General features: G+C 72.2%; 11 protein-coding genes and 1 pseudogene. 6 read left to right on the forward strand and 6 right to left on the reverse strand.

The genetic code is table 11. The features are described from left to right. Positions 1-168: 168 nt before the first annotated feature. Positions 169-1,488, forward strand: coding sequence for a calcium-binding protein (locus KIH74_RS15590; protein WP_214156662.1), 1,320 nt, complete (start codon positions 169-171; stop codon positions 1,486-1,488). On the opposite strand, the gene KIH74_RS15595 is transcribed toward KIH74_RS15590, so the two are convergent. The 3 genes from KIH74_RS15595 to KIH74_RS15605 form a co-directional block, all read right to left on the reverse strand. Further along, entirely contained in the window at positions 1,485-5,144 is a 3,660-nt protein-coding gene (locus tag KIH74_RS15595; protein WP_214156663.1) for an ATP-dependent helicase, read from the reverse strand. The genes KIH74_RS15590 and KIH74_RS15595 overlap by 4 nt on opposite strands. Further along, positions 5,141-8,356 (reverse strand): ATP-dependent helicase, encoded by a 3,216-nt coding sequence (locus KIH74_RS15600; protein WP_214156664.1) that lies wholly within the window; start codon positions 8,354-8,356, stop codon positions 5,141-5,143. Before KIH74_RS15600 ends, KIH74_RS15595 begins: the two co-directional genes overlap by 4 nt. A 216-nt stretch (positions 8,357-8,572) precedes the next feature. Further along, entirely contained in the window at positions 8,573-8,890 is a 318-nt protein-coding gene (locus KIH74_RS15605) for an MGMT family protein (RefSeq protein ID WP_214156665.1), read from the reverse strand. A 135-nt stretch (positions 8,891-9,025) separates the two neighbouring features. On the opposite strand from KIH74_RS15605, the gene KIH74_RS15610 reads away from it, so the two are divergent. Next, a complete protein-coding gene (locus tag KIH74_RS15610) occupies positions 9,026-10,468 on the forward strand; it encodes an MBOAT family O-acyltransferase (RefSeq protein WP_214156666.1) in 1,443 nt (480 codons plus the stop codon). Positions 10,469-10,490: 22 nt separating this feature from the next. Then, on the forward strand, positions 10,491-11,939 hold the full coding sequence (locus KIH74_RS15615; protein ID WP_214156667.1) for an alginate O-acetyltransferase AlgX-related protein: 1,449 nt from the start codon (positions 10,491-10,493) through the stop codon (positions 11,937-11,939). On the opposite strand, the gene KIH74_RS15620 is transcribed toward KIH74_RS15615, so the two are convergent. Further along, positions 11,928-12,707 (reverse strand): DUF4184 family protein, encoded by a 780-nt coding sequence (locus KIH74_RS15620; protein WP_214156668.1) that lies wholly within the window; start codon positions 12,705-12,707, stop codon positions 11,928-11,930. The genes KIH74_RS15615 and KIH74_RS15620 overlap by 12 nt on opposite strands. A 139-nt stretch (positions 12,708-12,846) precedes the next feature. Here KIH74_RS15620 and KIH74_RS15625 point away from each other — a divergent pair, with 139 nt between their 5' ends. Next, the gene (locus KIH74_RS15625) at positions 12,847-13,026 is read left to right on the forward strand and encodes a hypothetical protein (RefSeq protein WP_214156669.1); all 180 of its coding nucleotides are present in this window, start codon (positions 12,847-12,849) and stop codon (positions 13,024-13,026) included. 78 nt (positions 13,027-13,104) lie between these two features. Here the strand turns inward: KIH74_RS15625 and moeB are convergent, their stop codons facing one another. Together moeB and KIH74_RS15635 are read right to left on the reverse strand one after the other, a co-directional pair. Further along, positions 13,105-14,286 (reverse strand): molybdopterin-synthase adenylyltransferase MoeB, encoded by a 1,182-nt coding sequence (moeB, locus tag KIH74_RS15630; protein ID WP_214156670.1) that lies wholly within the window; start codon positions 14,284-14,286, stop codon positions 13,105-13,107. Then, entirely contained in the window at positions 14,283-15,104 is an 822-nt protein-coding gene (locus tag KIH74_RS15635) for a DUF3152 domain-containing protein (protein ID WP_214156671.1), read from the reverse strand. The genes moeB and KIH74_RS15635 overlap by 4 nt, the downstream gene beginning before the upstream one ends. 384 nt (positions 15,105-15,488) lie before the next feature. Here KIH74_RS15635 and KIH74_RS15640 point away from each other — a divergent pair. Together KIH74_RS15640 and KIH74_RS15645 are read left to right on the forward strand one after the other, a co-directional pair. After that, positions 15,489-16,097, forward strand: a pseudogene (locus KIH74_RS15640) (TetR/AcrR family transcriptional regulator); the annotation flags it as partial. A gap of 392 nt (positions 16,098-16,489) precedes the next feature. Continuing rightward, positions 16,490-16,714: a DUF3107 domain-containing protein gene (locus tag KIH74_RS15645; protein WP_214156673.1), complete on the forward strand. Its 225-nt coding sequence runs from the start codon at positions 16,490-16,492 to the stop codon at positions 16,712-16,714. Positions 16,715-16,749 lie beyond the last annotated feature (35 nt).

Here is a 16,749-nt window from a genome sequence, read left to right on the forward strand (position 1 = left end):
TGCGGAACCGCACTGTCGGAGATTCCGCGTGATCACGGCTTTCTCGTTCATTTCGGTCACACAGGCCACACACAGGCGGTACTCTCAGACCGCATTCGTCCAAGATCGTTCCGGATGCATCCCCCATCTCCACTGGCCGGTCCGGCTTTTCGATCCTGGAGCACCCGCATGGCCCTACGCCGTCGCCCCCGTCAGCTGCTGAGCCTCACGGCAGTCGCCTCACTGCTGGGGGTGGGACTGGCAGCCATCAGTCTGGGCGACCGCGCCAGCGCCGCCCAGCCCACCACCGCCAGCGCGCGGGTCTACTACCTCGACGAAGCCACCACCAGCAAGGCTTACGAGATGGAGTACCGGGCCGGTCAGGGTCAGCGGAACGACCTGACCGTCACGCTCGCCAAGTCCGCCGGGTCCACGCTCACCTACACCCTCGACGACATCGTCGACATCACGGTGAGCCCCGGCTGCGAGCACCCCGACCCCGCCGATCTCACCCGGGTGACCTGCACGATCGACAATTTCGTGCCCGACCCGAAGCGTGACGAGCCGGACCCGCACGCGGTGGTGCGCACCTACGACAAGAACGACACGGTGCGGTTCTCGAACCCGTCGGGCACCCGCATCAACAACCAGTTCGTGCTGGGCGAAGACGGCAGCACGTTCAGCACCACCGCCGGCCACACCTACTACAACACCCAGATCTGGGGCGGTGACGGCGCCGACACCGTCACCGGCCACACCGGCTCGCACATCGAGACGATGGCGGGCAACGACACCGTGCAGGCGATCGGCGACGACGTGGTGGTCAGCGGTGGCGACGGGAACGACACCATCACCGGCGGCACCGGCGACCAGACGATCTGGGGAGACGCCGGCAACGACGTGCTGCGCGGCGGGGCGGGCGACGACAGCCTCTCCGGCGACACGGGCAACGACAAGCTGTACGGCGACGCCGGCAACGACGCCGTCATCGGTGGCGCGGGCACCGATCTGCTGTACGGCGGCAGCGGCAACGACGGCATTCTGGGCGACAGCGGCAACGACACCCTGTACGGCGGCCCGGGCGACGACCGGCTCGACGGCGGCACCGGCAACGACGTCATGTACGGCGAGGCGGGCAACGACCGGCTCGAGGGCCGCGACGGCAACGACAAGCTGGACGGCGGCACCGGCAACGACAAGGCGTTCGGCGACGGCGGCACCGACACCGTGTCCGGCGGCAGCGGCAACGACCTGCTGCGCGGCGGCACGGGCAACGACACCGTCAACGGCGGCGCCGGTATCGACCTGATCTACGGCGACACCGGCAACGACCGGCTCAACGGCGGCGACGGCAACGACGAGATGTACGGCAACTCCGGCAACGACACGCTGTACGGCAACGCCGGGGCCGACGAGCTCTACGGCAACGCGGGCAACGACAAGCTGTACGGCGGCGCGGGCAAGGACCTGCTGGTCGGCGGCACCGGCAAGAACACCCTGAAGAACTAGGTTTTCAGCAACTCTTCGAGGGCGGCCTCGTCGAGCACGTCGGCCGGGCGCACCGTGCGCCCGGCCGAGGCGTAGAAGAACGCCGCGCTGACCTGGTCCAGCGGCACCCCGTGCAGCCGCGACCAGGCCAGCCGGTACACCGCGAGCTGCACCGACAGCGCACCCATCTGGTCACGGGTGGGCGGCCGGCCGGTCTTCCAGTCCACCACGTCCCAGCCGCCGTCGGGCCGCCGGAACACCGCGTCGATGCGGCCGCGCAGCATCACCCCGGCCACCGGGGTCTCGATCGACACCTCCACCGCCTCGGCGGTGCGCTCGGCCCACTCCGACGCCAGGAAGTTCTGCTGGAGCGTCTGGAGTTTCGTGTCGTCGTGCTCGTCACCCGCACCCGGCAGATCGTCGATGTCGACCAGCGCGGCCGCCCCGAAGCGCCGTTCCAGCCAGGCGTGGAAAGCGCTGCCCCGCCGGGCCTGCGGGCTGGGCTGGAGCGGCATCGGGCGGCGCAGCCGTTCGGCCAGGGCCTGCCGGTCCTGGGCCAGGGCCACCGCCCTGGACGCGGACAGGTGAGTGGGCAGGCGCACGGTCAGCTCGCCGCCGGCCGCGGCGTCGCGCTCGGCCAGCAGCACGTCGACCTCGCGGGCCCAGGCGGCCTCCTCGGTGGTCTGCGGGTCGAGCCACACCGGCTGCGAAACCCCGGGCGGCTCCGGCTCCGGCTGGGCCACCACCCGCTCCCCCGGATCCAGCTCGGGCGGGGGCTCGAACCCGTCGTCCGGGGCCCAGTCGTCCAGGGGCATCCAGTCCTCGTCGGGACTCCAGCCCACCTCGGTGACGCCGAACTGCGTCACCCGGACCTCGGCCGTGCCGATCTCCGACGCCTCCACCTCGGCCGGCTCGTCGTCGTCCATGATGGAAAGCTCTTGCGCCGCAACCGGTGACGGGCGAGTGCCATAGGCCCGACGGCGCTCACCGCTGAGTGCCTCGATCGCCTGGCGCACCAGCTCGGCGCCGTCTTCGACCACCTCACGCCGGCCCTCCAGCGGATCCGGCCAGACCGCGGTACGGCCCTCCACCGCGCGCGGGTTCTCGGCACCCTCGTCCGGCTGGTCGGTCCACAGCCCCACGGCGACCGGCTCGTTCGGCGTGCGCAGCATCATCTCCCGCAGCTCGACCAGGAACCGCGACGGCTCACGGGGTTTCACCCCGTCACCCCAGACCGCCCCGGTCAGCAGCAGCGAGTCACGGGCCCGGGTGACGGCCACGTAGGCCAGCCGGCGCTCCTCGGCCACCTCGTGCTCGCCGCAGTAGTTCATGAACCGCTTGAGCTCCTGGTCGAGCTCGTCCTGCGTGCTCGCGGCCTGGTAGTTCCACTGCGGCAGACCGCCCGCGTCGCCACGCAGCGGGAACGGCACCGCGCCGATGTCGCCCAGCCAGCCCTTGGAACGCTTCGGCGCATTGCCGTTCACACCGGCCGGGAAGGTGCCCTCGACCATGCCGCAGACCGCCACCACGTCCCACTCCAGGCCCTTCGACCCGTGCACCGTGAGCAGCTGGATCGCGTCTTCGTGCTGCTCCACCACACCGGTGTCGAGGCCGCGCTCGCGGGCCTCGGCCGCGCTCAGCCAGCCCAGGAAGGTGCCCAGCGTGGGCCGGTCACCGCTGTCCGCGAACTGCGCCGCGACGTCGGCGAAGGCGTCCAGGTGAGCCCGCGCCGCAGCCGGCGTGCGACCCGGCAGGGCCGCCACCTCGACGTCGAGCAGCAGCGCCCGCTCGGCCTCCAGCACCAGGTCGGGCAGCGGCAGGGCGAGACGGCCGCGCAAGCTTCTGAGCACGGCGCCCAGGCGCCCCAGCCGGCGTCGTCCCTCGTCCGAGAGTTGTTGCCCCTGAGGCCCTTCCCAGCCCGGCTCGGGCAGGGCGTCGACCGCGTCCACCACCGAGGCGTCGTCCACCGCGTCGAGCTGCACGTTCGCCGCGGTCAGGCCGGAGCCGGGAGGAAGCCGGATCCGCCCGTCCTCACGCCAGCCGGCCGCCAGCTCACGGGCCCAGGCACCCAGGCCGTCCAGGTCGCGCGGGCCGATCCGCCAGGCCGGGCCGGTGAGCAGCCGCATCAGGGCGTCGCCCCGGGTCGGGTCGTGCACCACCTCGAGAGCCGCACGCAGGTCGGCGATCTCGGGCACGTGCAGCAGACCGCCCAGGCCGATCACCTCGACCGGCAGGTCGCGCCCGCGCAGCGCCGCCTCGATCAGCGGGAACTGCGAGCGAGCCCGGCAGAGCACCGCGACCGAGGGCCGCCGGCCGTCGGGGGTGCGGCTGCGCCAGGCGTGCTGGGCCACGTCGGCGATGGCCCGGGACTCGTCTTCCAGCGTGGCGTGCCACTCCATGCGCACCCGGCCGGGACCGGCGCCGGGGCGGGCGGTGAGCGGGTGCACGTCCACGGTCAGGTCGGGGTCTCCCCAGATCGGCGTGCGCCGCAGCGGGCCGGCCAGTTCGTTGGCCACCCGGAGTACGGCGAGGTCGTTGCGCCAGCTGGTGGACAGGTGCCGGGTGGCGGCCCGCCCACCGTCGGCCGCCGGGAAGTCCAGCCCGAACCGTTGCAGGTTTCCGGCCGATGCGCCGCGCCAGGCGTAGATCGACTGGTGCGGGTCGCCCACCGCGATCACCGGGTGACCGCCGCCGAAAAGTGCCTGGAGCAGCACCACCTGGGCATGGCTGGTGTCTTGGTACTCGTCGAGCAGCACCACCCGGAAGCGCTGCCGTTCCACCTCGCCGACCTCCGGAACGGCGTGCGCCAGCTGCGCCGCCAGCGCCACCTGGTCGCCGAAGTCGAGTACCTCCAGCTCGCGTTTGCGCTGCTGGTAGGCGCGCACCAGGGGGATCAGCGCGCGCCGGGCCTGCATGCGCTGGCCGATGGTCTTCACATCGGCCTTCGGCTTGCCCGGTGTCGGGTCGCCGGTGTTCTTGGGCAGCTCGTCGATGCGTTCCACCACGGCCTCGGCCAGCGCCTCGATGCGCTCCGGCTCGAGCAGGTGCTCGGAGATCTCCCCGGCCAGCGACAGCACGGCGTCGACCACCGTGGTGCGCGCGGAGTCGACGCCGGTCATGTCGCCGTCCCAGCGCTCGACCAGCTCGTCGACCAGCTGCCACGCCCCGGCCTCACCCAGAAGCCTTGCCCCGGGCTCGATCCCGAGGCGCAGCGCGTGGTCGCCGAGCACCGATGCGGCATAGGCGTGATAGGTCGACACGGTGACCGGGCGGGACTCCGGCGTCATCCCCTTGCGGTGCAGGGCGCGCAGCCGGGCCCGGATCCGCTCGGCCAGCTCACCCGCCGCCTTGCGGGTGAAGGTCAGCCCGAGCACCTCGTCCGGCTCGACCATGCCGTTGGCCACCAGCCAGACCACCCGGGCCGCCATCGTCTCGGTCTTGCCCGACCCCGCGCCCGCCACCACCAGCAGCGGTTCGAGCGGCGCCTCGATCACCGCCACCTGTTCCGGCGTCGGCTCCGGTCGCCCCAGAGCACGAGCGATGGACGACGCCGAGACCGTGCGCCCCGCAGCCCTCTTCGATGTCTCCTCGGCCCGGCGGCGGGCGGACGCGGAGGTGGGTGGGGCGGCCGGCAGGCCGAGATCGAACCCGAGCTGCTCCTCCTGCTCGCCGCTCACCGTCCCACCTGCCGGCCCTCGTTCTGCAACGGGCAGGCCCGGCGCAGGTCGCAGACCCGGCACATGCCGTTGGTCTTGGCCGGGAACCGCCCCGACGCCATCCCCTCGGCCGCCCCCTGCACCAGGTCGGAGGCCCAGCCCGGCTCGGCGTCCCGGCTCAGCGGAACCTGCTGCTGCACCGAGACCTTGGAGACGTCCTTCCCCAGCTGCACCAGCGCCGCACCGCCCGACCCCGCGCCCTCGGGCAGCTTCAGGCCGGCCTTGGCCACCGCCCGGGCGAACCCACCCTCCTCGATCGCCACCTGGTACACCCCGAGCTGGGCGTGCCGGGCCACCTCGGCCCGGGTCGGCGCGGACTTGCCGGTCTTCAGGTCGACCACCACCAGCCGCCCCTGCTCGTCGCGCTCCAGCCGGTCCACCTTGCCGACGATGCGCGCCCGGCCCACGTCCACCTGCACGCTCTGCTCGGTGGCCACCAGCTCGCGCCCGGCGGCCCGGGCCTGCGCCGTGTACTGGGCCAGCCGGGCCACCATCTTCTCGGCCCGGGCCCGCTCGGTGTCGGCCACCCAGCCGTGCCCCAGACCCAGGCGGCTGAACCGCTCGGCCAGCAACGTCTGGAGCTTGATCAGATTGCCGTCGGGCACCTGCTCGGCCAGCTCGTGCACCAGCTCGCCGAGCCCCTGGGCGGTGGACGACGTGCGCCGGCCCCCCGAGGCGTCGAGCAGCCAGCGCATCGAGCACCGGTCGAACGAGTCCACCTGCGACGGCGAAACCCGCACCAGAACCTGTGATTCACGCAGCGGGGCGTCGACCGAGACCGGCGCCAGGCCGTACCACTGCGCCGGGTCGGCGCCCGGTACCCCGGCCAGCGCCAGCCGGGCCAGCTGCCGGGCGGCCGCCTCCCGCCGCGAGCTCGCCGCGAGCGCGTCCACCACCACCGCGCGCAGCTGCGCCACCAGGGCGGGCAGCGTCATCATGCGCGGCACCTCGGCCAGCGGCCGGATCTCCTCCTGGTCCGCCGAGTCCGGGTCGACCAGGTCGAGGAAGGTGGAGGGCATCACCTCGTCCGACCGCACCGCCGTGACCAGAAGACGGCTGCGCGGCCGGCTCACCGCGACGTGGAACAGCCGCAGCTCGTCGTCGTGGATCGCCTTGCGTTGCGCCACGAAACCGGCGTCGCCCCGGCCGTCGACCGCGTCGGCCAGTCGCTGACCGCCCAGTAGCGAGTCGCGCAGACGCAGGTCGGGCCAGACACCCTCCTGCACCCCGGCGACGGCGACCACGTCCCACTCCAGCCCGGCCGCACCGGTGGCCGTGACCAGCGCCACCGACTCGTCGGCGGGCGCCCGCTCGGCCAGCGTGTCGGCGGGCACGTCCTGTGCCTCCAGAAAGGCCAGGAAGGCCTGCGCGTCGGCCCCGGGGAAGCGGTCGGTGAACCGGGCCGCAGCCTCGAAAAGGGCCATCACGGCGTCGAGATCGCGGTCGGCGCGGGCCCCGGACGGGCCGCCGGACAGCGCGGCGCGACGCCACGACACGGCCAGCTGGGTGCGGTCCCAGACGGCCCAGAGCACGGTCTCCGGGCTGGCGTCGCCCGCGGCCGCGGCCTCGCGGCCGGCCGACAGCACATCGGCGACCCGGCGAGCCGGCGCGGAGACGCGCGGCTCCAGTGCGGCCAGGTGCGCCGGGGCGGCCAGGGCCTCCACCAGCAGGGCGTCACTGGCCCGGCCGCCACCACCGGCGATCTCCTCGGTGCGCAGGGCCTGACGCAGCCGGCGCACGGCGATCGCGTCGGCGCCGCCGATCGGGCTGGTCAGCAGTTCGGCGGCGACCTCGGCGGTGAGCGACTCGGGCCGCAGGGCGCAGCGCAGGGCCAGACGCAGCGGCACCACGGCGATCTCGTCGCGCACCGGCACCTCGGCGGTCGGGATGGCCACCGGAACCCCGGCCGCGCCCAGTGCCCGGCGCAGCGGCGAGGTGGCCTTGGTGGACCGCACGATCACCGCCATCCGCTGCCACGGCACCTGCTGCTCCAGGTGCAGCCGCCGCAGGTACTGCGCGATGTAGGCACCCTCGCGCGCCGGGGACGCGAACACCCGCACCTCGGCCGTGCCCGCCGGGTTCGCCGTGGCCACCTCCACCGAACGGTGAGAAGCCTTGCCCGCGGCCCCGATCCGGGACGCCACCCGGGACGCCACCGAGCGCAGCCCGGCGCCGTGCCGGTGCACGGTGCCGAAGGTGATCACCTCGGCCGCCGAGCCGTCGGCGCGCCGGAAGTGCTCCACCGCCTCGGCCAGGCCGTTCGGCCGGGCGCCACGGAAGGTCTGGGTGGCCGAGTCCGGGTCGCCGGCCAGCAGGATGTCGCGCCCGCCGCCGGCCACCAGCCGGAGCAGGTGTTCCGCGGCCACCGTGAGCTCGTGCGCGTCGTCGACCACCACCAGCCGGCGCCGCCCGCGCTCGGCGTCGAGCAGCTCGTCGTCGGACAGCAGCAGCTCGGTGGCCGCGTCGACGATGCCCGCCGGGTCGTAGGCGCCGGGCGTGGACAGCGCCGTGACGTCGAGGTATTCGGCCATCACCGAGGCTGCGGCCACCCAGTCCGGCCGGCCCTGCCGCTGGCCGTAGCGCAGCAGGTCGTCCGGCGTGAGACCGCGCTCCACCGCACGCATCAGCAGGTCACGCAGCTCGTCGCGGAAACCGCGCAGCTGCCGGATGTCGTCACCTGTGGCGTCCGGCCAGGACGGTGCGCTGCCCAGCCCCTCGGCGTGCCCGGCGAGCAGGTCGGCGAGCATGCGGTCCTGCTCGGGCCCGGAGATCAGCCGGGGTGCGGGCAGGTCGTCCATCGTCATCGCCCGGTGCAGCAGCCCGAACGCGTAGGAGTGCGGCGTGCGGGAGACCGGCTCCTGCACCGTGCCGCCGATGCGCGCCGCCAGCCGCTCGCGCAGGCGCGCCGCCGCCAGCCGGGTGGGGGCCACGGCCAGCACCGAGCCGGGCCCCAGCCCGTCGCGCCGCACCCGGGCCGCCACCGCCTCGACCAGCATGGTGGTCTTGCCGGTGCCGGGCGCCCCGAACACCACCACCGGCCCGCTGCCCTGGCGCCGCCCGACCAGCCGGGCCTGCGCCGGGTCGGGCACCACCGGCCCGGCCGGATCGCCACTCGCCCCGACCAGCCGCACGGAAGGCCCGGCGGGGCGTCGTTCACGGGTCGCGAGGCTCACGGCGAACCATGAGACCACAGCCCACCGACAATCTGGCCGAGCCACACCCCAAATGCCTTCAGGAGGGACAAAAACCGCACACTCCAGGCTGGGGACGCACCCCGCCCACCCGGGGAGACACACCCCTCACCCCCAACGGTTGGGCCGGCCGCCGGCCCGCACACCGCACCCAACCCCGCGCCCCCGCCCGCACCGGCACCCCGCCGGACAGCGTCCTCAATCGGACTCGGGCGACCACCGCGCGAGCCGCAGATCCACGCGTTCCCCGTCCGGCCGCAACGGGGTGCCCTCGGCCAGGTAGCGCTCCAGCGCCCGCGACTCGTGCCCGGTCGGCGGCAGACCGCCCGCCCGCAGCACCCGCCACCACGGCACCAGGGACCCCCACTGCGACATCACCTTTCCCACCTGCCGCGGCCCGCCCCGCCCGACCAGCCCGGCCACGTCGCCGTAGGTGAGCACCCGGCCCGGCGGAATCGCCTCCACCACCTCCAGCACGTCGGCCACGAAGGCCTCCCGCTCCGGCGCCGACGTCATCCGGCCACCCCGATCCGCCTCAATCCGTTTGCGCGACAGCATCATCCGTTCACCCGATGCCCCATGAGTAAGACGCCGGAAGGTCTAAGCTTCCCTGACCGGCAACGCCTCCTCCAACCATCAACCGCCGCGGACATGGTCTTCTCCTCGCCGACGTTCCTGTTCCTCTTCCTGCCGCTGACCCTCCTGGCGTACCTGCTGGTCCCCCTGCGCCTGCGCAACGCCTGCCTGCTGGCGGCGAGCATCGTGTTCTACGTGTGGGGCGCGGGCGGCCACGTGTTCGTGCTGCTGTACGTGGCCCTGGTCAGCTATTACGGCGCCCGTCTGGCACGGCGGTCAACGGTGGACGACGAGGAGCCCCCGCCCCCCGTGCCGCGGGCCGGCGTCGCGGCCCTGGTGCTGCTCGTCCTGGTCCCGATCCTCCTGTACAAGTACCTGCCGCCGGTCGGTGCACTGGTGGCCTCCACGGCCTGGCCCGGCGCCCCGCGGATCCACTGGGCCCTGCCGCTGGGCATCTCGTTCTTCACCTTCCACGCCATCTCCTACGTGGTCGACGCCTCCCGCGGGCAACTGCCCCGCGACCGCCCGGCCGGCGACTACCTGCTCTACCTGTTCCTCTTCCCGCACCAGATCGCCGGGCCGATCGTGCGCTACGCCGAGATCGCCCGGGAACTGCGCAGCAGCCGCGAGGTCACGCTCGGGAACGCCACCTACGGCCTCACCCGCTTCGCCTGGGGGCTGACCAAGAAGGCGTACGTCGCCGACTCGGCAGGGGTGGTGGCGGGCGCCGCGTTCGGCACCCCGGACGGCAGCTTCACCACGGCCACCGCGTGGATCGGGGCGCTCGCCTTCGCCGTCCAGATCTATTTCGATTTCAGCGGATACTCGGACATGGCGATCGGTCTGGCCGCAATCTTCGGATTCCGGTTCCCGGAGAACTTCCGTTCTCCCTACACCTCGATCGGCCCGGCGGATTTCTGGCGGCGCTGGCACATCACGTTGTCGCGCTGGTTCCGGGATTACGTCTACATTCCTCTCGGCGGGAACCGGCACGGCGTCCGCCGCGAATACGCCGCACTGCTGATCACTTTCCTGCTCACCTCGCTCTGGCACGGGGCGACCTGGGGATTTCTGGTCTGGGGCGGACTGCACGGCCTGGCGCTTCTCGCCGAGCGGGTCACCGGACAGCACCGGGCCACCCCTGGCGTCCTGACGACCGGGCTGCGACGTGCGGTGACGGCGTTGTTCGTGGTGGTCAGCTGGGTACCGTTCCACGCCCCGACACTGACCGACGCGGTCCGTGTCTGGCAGGCGATGTTCGGCTTCTCGGGGGGCACACCATCACCGGATCTCTACATCACGCTGACCCCGTGGAACCAGATCGCCCTGGTTCTCGGGATGCTCGTGTTCTTCCTGCCCCGAAATGCCACGGGTTTCCAGTTGATCCACGGTGGGCATTCCCCGGAACTGCGGTTCCGGTATTCCACGGCCGCTTTCACCGCACCGGTACTGCTGGTGGTTGCGGTGATCTCGGCGCTCTGGCTGGATTTCAGCCCGTTCCTCTACTTCCAGTTCTGATTGTTCTGCCATGCTGGTCCCCGTGGGCCGAACCGTCATCCTTCCGGACGATCCCCCGGACCGGCTCGAGGTCGTCCACCGTCCGGCTCCCGAGAACCCCACTCCCGAGAACCCGGCTCCCGAGAACCCAGCGGCTGGGAGTCCGGCGGCCGAAATGGCCGATGACCCGGCCCCACCGGACACCGAACCGGACCCCGCACCGGCCCCCGAACCCGTCACCCCCTCGGTCACCGAGGAACTCGACGACCTGCTGGAGCGGTTCCGCGCGGAACGTCAGCGCAGGCGCAGCGTGAGGGCGGCCCGGGCGCTGATCGGTGGTTTCGCGGTGGCTCTGCTCGGGGTCTGGCTGCTCGACCCGCCGCTGCCCTGGGGCGCCGAGAACCGCACCATCACCCCGTTCCCGCACGTCTCCTCGTCCGGGGTGCTCAGCGGCGCCGACGCCGCGCAGACCGACGCCGCGCTGCGCGACCGGCTGGCCCTGCGGCAGTACGTCACCGAGGCGATCGGCGAGGCCTCCCGCGACCGGCTGGGCACCAGCCTGAACCCGGCCGTGGTGCTCGGGAAGAAACGCACGCCGTTCCTGTCCGAAGACTTCACCCTGCCCTGCAAGTACGAATTCGACACCACCGCGGTCGCTTCCGGGCTGAGCCGGCTCACCGGCATCGCCGAGGGCACCGGGAAGTCGGTCATGGTGGCCATCGCCCCCGACAAGTCCGCGATCCTGTCCGGCGCCCTGGGCTCCCGCGCCGACGCCCTGCTGGCCTGTGCCGACTCGGTGCGCACGCAGACCGAGCAGACCTGGGACGCCCAGCCCCTGGGCCCGGTCGTCACCTCGTGGCGCGAGCTCCAGGCGGCACAGGACGAGTCACCGGGCTCGGTGTTCCAGAAGGGTGACAGCCACTGGACCAGCAAGGGCGCGCTGATCTGGTCGAAGACGGTGATCGACGCGCTGGTCGCGCGCGGCGAGGCGCCGGCGGCGTTGTCCGGCGCCCCACGCGCCGTGCAGGTTCAGGACGAGCAGGCCGACAACGACCTCTACCGGCTGATGGGCGTCACCCACGACACGATGGTGCCGGTGTACCAGGTCACCCGCGACGACGTGACGATCCGGGCACACACCCGTGAGTCCCCCTCGGGCCGCGGCGTGGCGGTGTTCCGGGCCTGGTCCACCACCGCGCCGATGATCAAGGGCCGCACGCTGGTGGTCAACGACTCGTTCATCTCGCGGGCCGAGGGCCTGCTCGCGCCCTACTTCACCCGCCTCGAGGTGATGCACTGGTCGGACTTCCTGACCGCGGTGCAGCACGACGACCTGCCGCCCTTCGACCGGATCATCATCGAGACCGTGCAGCGCGGCTGGCCGCAGCGCGCGGGCTGGCTGGCCGAGGGGCAGCCGATGCACCGGGCCCTGGCCGATGAGCTGGGGCGCCCGCGCGAGCAGACCCCGGCCGGCGGGGTGTCAGCGGGCTGAGCGCAGCCCGGGAACCACCGCCAGGGCACAGGCCAGCGCCGCGAACATGCCGGCGCCACCGCCGTAGGTGGCGACCAGGTAACCCATGCTGTGCGGGTCCTGCCCGCCCAGGCCGGTCCGGGCTCCGAGCGCGGCACCGACGCCGGCGCAGGCCAGCACCACCGCCCAGATCCGCAGCGACACCATCGGGCGCAGGGCCGGCACCCGCTGGCCGCCCGGCTCCGGACCGGTTCGGCGCCACCAGTTCCCGAGCGCCAGGCCGATCAGCAGCAGGCCGACCACGCCACTGCCGTACTGCGCCCAGTGGTAGCCCTCCAGCGGCCCGTGCCACTGCGCCAGCCAGGCGATGTGCGCGGTGCCCCATCGGCCGGGGTGGGTGAACTCGTCCCAGACCACGTGCGTCACCGTGCCCACCCACTGCGAGACGACGACCAGCACAACGGCTTTCGGCCCGGTCAGATGCTCCCGCGCAGGACGGGGCAGGTCGGGGCCGAGCCGGTCGCGCAGGGCGGCCGGCGCCACGGCCACCGCGAAGGGGGCGATCAGCGCCTGCCAGAGCGCGAAGGCGACCAGCCCGAGCACCAGGTCCAGCCCGATGACGCCGGGCGCCGTGTGGGTGGTGTGCGAGAGCGACCCACGCAGCTCACCGCCCAGCGGCAGGTAGTAGACGAGGTCGGGGGTCATGCTGCCGATCACCAGCGCGGAGGGCACCAGGGGCGTGCGCATGAGCGGGAGCACCGCCGCCGGATGACTACCGGTGAAGGGCACGGATGTCTCCTACCTCATAACCAGGACGGGTTGACTCGAAGTGCGCAATCACCACAGCACCCCCAAGATCGTCTCATCGCCCGGGGAACACCGGGCAGGGATTGTCCTCAATGGTTGGGGACCTTCAGAGGAGGTAACCATGCTCGCGATCGCTGCCGCTGTGATCTTCGGTCTTGCGCTCATCCTCGACTTCGCCGACGCGAACCTCGGCGACGCCTTCACCCCGATGACGCTGCTCCTGGCCGGCATGTTCTGCCTGGCGCTGCACTTCGCCGGTGTCGGGGTCAACGCCCGCAGCCGGGTCGGCTCGCGTCGCTGATCCATCCAGCTCCGCCCCTGAAACATCTGATCCATCGGGAAACTCCCCGGCCACTCGGAGGCCGGGGAGTTTCTCGCGTCAGTACCGGGGCTGAGCCGGGTCGATCTCGTCGATCCAGGCCAGCACGCCACCGGGCACGTGGCTCACGTCGCGCAGCCCGGCGGCCCGGGCCAGCTCGAGCGCCTGCGCCGACCGGGCGCCGCTCTTGCAGTGCAGCACGATCGGACGCTGCCCGGCCACGTCGGCCAAAAGCCTTGCGACGTCCCCTGTTCTGAGGACCGACAGCGGAACCCCCACCGCACCCGGGATGATCGCGATCCGCCGTTCCTCCGGCTCGCGCACGTCGACGAGCACGAAGTCGTCCTCCCCACGCGCCCGCCGTTCCAGTCGTTCGGCCAGCTCGCGCACGCCGCTGTTCCTCCCGACCGGGGACGACGGAACCACCCCGCAGAACGCGTCGTAGTCCTCGGCCAGCGTGGTGACCGGCGACGAGCCCGGCGCGGGCCGTACCCGGATCGTCTGCCAGGTCATCCCGATGGCGTCGAACAGCATGATCCGGCCGAGCAGCGGTTCACCCAGGCCGGTGATCAGCTTGATCGCCTCGGTGGCCATGACTGATCCGATGGCCGCGCAGGTCACCCCGAGCACCCCGCCCTCGGCGCAGGACGGCACCGATCCGGGCGGAGGTGGCGTGGGGTGCAGGTCGCGATAGGTCACCGGCTCGTGCCCCTGCGGCGGGCGCGACCAGAACACCGAGACCTGGCCGTCGAAGCGGAACACCGAGCCCCAGACCAGCGGCACCCCGGCCACCGAGCAGGCGTCGCCCACCAGGTAGCGGGTGGCGAAGTTGTCGGTGCCGTCGAGCACCAGGTCGTGGCCCGCCACCAGGTCGAGCGCGTTCTCCCGGGTGATCCGGGTGCGGTGCCGCTCGATCGTGACCAGGGGGTTCAGGTCGTGCAGGGCGGCGGCCGCGCTGTCCACCTTGGCCGTTCCCGGGGCCGCCGCGGCGTGCAGCACCTGGCGATGCAGATTCGACAGCTCCACCACGTCGTCGTCGATCACGCCGATCGTGCCGACGCCGGCAGCCGCCAGATAGGTGAGCACCGGGCTGCCCAGACCGCCCGCGCCGACCACCAGCACCCGGGCGTTCTTCAGCCGGCGCTGGCCCTCGGTGCCCAGCCCGGGCAGCAGCACCTGGCGCGAGTACCGGGTGATCTCGTCACCGGTCAGCTCCGGCCCCGGGGCGACCAGCGGGATCACGGATGCGGCCAGGGATTGGGCTTGCAGCCGAGCAGGCCCTTCGTCTGCTGCATCATGAGCGGGGCCAGCTTTCCCTTGCCCGCGCAGTACTCGTGACCGTGACCGAGCGCGTGACCCACCTCGTGATTGACGACATAGTGGCGGTAACCCTCGCGGTCCTTCTTGTATTCGGGAATCGCCTTGACCCAGCGGTACGTGGTCAGCATCACCCGGCTGCCGTTGCGGCAGGAGAGCTTGCCGTAGGTCTGCAACGGCTGGCACATGTCCGCCGACGTCTGCGGGCTGGCCAGGGTGACGGTGGTGAACGCCTCCGACGCCTTGTCGGTGCGGGCGAACCGGCGGGTGCCGTTCTCGGTCCAGCTGCGGTCGTCGTTCAGCGTGGCCAGCACGAAGTCGGCGAACTTCTCGCCGTCCACCGCGATGCCCTTCTCCACCTGGATCCGGACCTTGTACACCTTGCCCTTGCCCGGCGCCCTGGTGCTGCCCTTCACCGTCTGGAGCGTGCCGGACGCCTCCCACTTGACCTTGGCCGAGGTCAGCCCGGCCTCCACGTCGTCCTCGGTCAGTCCTGGGGGCAGGGCGGTGGTGGTCTCCTGCGCCGACGGCGTGGCGTCGGCCTCGCCCTCGGCGGTGCCGCCGGAGGCGGAGGACGACGGGGTGGTGGTCTGCTGCGCGGCGCCCGACGAGGCGGAGTCCGCCCCGGCCGGCCCTGACGAACCGGACGAGCAACCGGTCAGCGTCACCAGCACCGCGACCGATCCGCAGATCAGTGACCGGGTGAGCCGGGTCGGCCGGGTCACCGGCGTGGGCGTGCGCATTTTCCGTTACTCCCTCTCGCAGTCCCGCTTTCCGCGCGGCACGCTACCCGGATCCGGCGTGACGCCCGAGCCGGGCGGGCGAAGGGGGGCCGATGCGACGGCCGGACCGGGCACCCGGCAGGCTGGACGGCGGCGACCGGGCCGGAAAAGGCGGCAGTATGAGGAGGGTTAGGAACCGCGAGGTAGGGGCTATACCCCTTCTATGAGCGTTGAAACGTGGGGACGATCACTCGGATGGATGTCCTCCAGGCAGCAGAGTGCCGACCCGCACCGGACTTTGGTAACGCCTCGTAGCCTTACAATCACTTAAAGCATCGGAATCGCGGGGGCGCAGCCGAAGCGTCTTAGCATCCGCTGACGGGCACTGATGCGGGGAGGCAAGCAATGTCGACACCAGAGGTGCGCTCGCGCGGAACCCGGTTGCCGAGGACGGCACGTCGCAGCCAATTGCTCGGGGCGGCCCGGGAGGTCTTCGTGGCCCAGGGCTACCACGCGGCGGCGATGGACGAGATCGCCGAGCGCGCCGGAGTCAGCAAGCCGGTTCTCTACCAGCACTTTCCCGGCAAACGCGAGCTATACCTGGCGCTCATCGAGCAGCACTCGGCCGAGGTGATCGACTGTCTGCGCGGGGCGATCGAGGGCACCAGCGACAACAAACAGCGGGTGGCGGGCGCGATGGGCGCCTTCTTCGACTTCATCGACCGCGAGAACGAGTCGTTCCGGCTCATCTTCGAGTCCGACCTGACCAACGACCCGGACGTGCGCGGCCGGGTGGAGGCGGTCAACGAGCAGTGCGGCCGGATGATCGCCGAGCTGATCCACGAGGAGACCGGCCGGCCCTGGCTGGAGTGCGAGCTGATCGGCACCGGCCTGTCCGGCATGGCCCACGTGGCCGCGCGGTCGTGGCTCCAGAAGGGCCGCCGGATGCCCCGCGAGGAGGCCGTGCGGCTGCTGGCCGGCCTGACCTGGCGCGGCATCGCGGCGATCCCGTTGCAGGACGGCATGCTCGACGAGCCCTTGGTCAAGCCCTCGGACGGCGCCGCCCCCACGCCCGTCACGCCGAGCGGGCCACCGCCGGTGACCGATCTGACCGGGCTGGGCGAGGACCACACGGCCACGCACCGGTCCTGAGAACCCGGACACCGTCGGCTCGTTCGAGACCGCCCCACGAGCTGGTACTCGAGCTGCCCCGGCTCGTCCACCGGCTCTCCTCGGCTCGTCCGGCCGGGTCCGGGCACCGGCATGTGCCCGGTGCCCCGATTCCGCTGTCGGCTAACCCGAGCGTGCCACCGGTCCGCGACGGGTCGCGGACGGTTAGGCTTTCATCGACCATTCGGTAGAGCTGCCCCGCGAGGGGGCCGGCAAGGACGGAAGGGGCCACTCGCGTGGAGGTCAAGATCGGCGTCCGGGACATCCCGCGCGACATCGTGCTGGAGTCCACCGACACGGCTGATTCGGTGGTGAAGGCGGTCGAGTCCGCGATCAGCTCGAACACGCTGCTGCGCCTGAAAGACGACAAGGGCCGCCTGATCGTCGTTCCCGGCGCTCAGATCGGTTATGTCGAGATCGGCGCGGAAGAGACCCGTCGGGTCGGTTTCGGCACGCTGTAGTTCTGTATGGCTGTCGGCGCCGCTCCTTCCGGGGC

This window comes from Kineosporia corallincola (assembly GCF_018499875.1).
GTDB lineage: Bacteria > Actinomycetota > Actinomycetes > Actinomycetales > Kineosporiaceae > Kineosporia > Kineosporia corallincola.

Coding starts and splice junctions, on each gene's coding strand:
- KIH74_RS15625 (WP_214156669.1), top strand. CDS start 12,847: ATGCTCGCGATCGCTGCCGCTGTGATCTTCGGTCTTGCGCTCATCCTC.
- KIH74_RS15635 (WP_214156671.1), bottom strand. CDS start 15,104: ATGCGCACGCCCACGCCGGTGACCCGGCCGACCCGGCTCACCCGGTCA.
- KIH74_RS15590 (WP_214156662.1), top strand. CDS start 169: ATGGCCCTACGCCGTCGCCCCCGTCAGCTGCTGAGCCTCACGGCAGTC.
- KIH74_RS15610 (WP_214156666.1), top strand. CDS start 9,026: ATGGTCTTCTCCTCGCCGACGTTCCTGTTCCTCTTCCTGCCGCTGACC.
- KIH74_RS15605 (WP_214156665.1), bottom strand. CDS start 8,890: ATGACGTCGGCGCCGGAGCGGGAGGCCTTCGTGGCCGACGTGCTGGAG.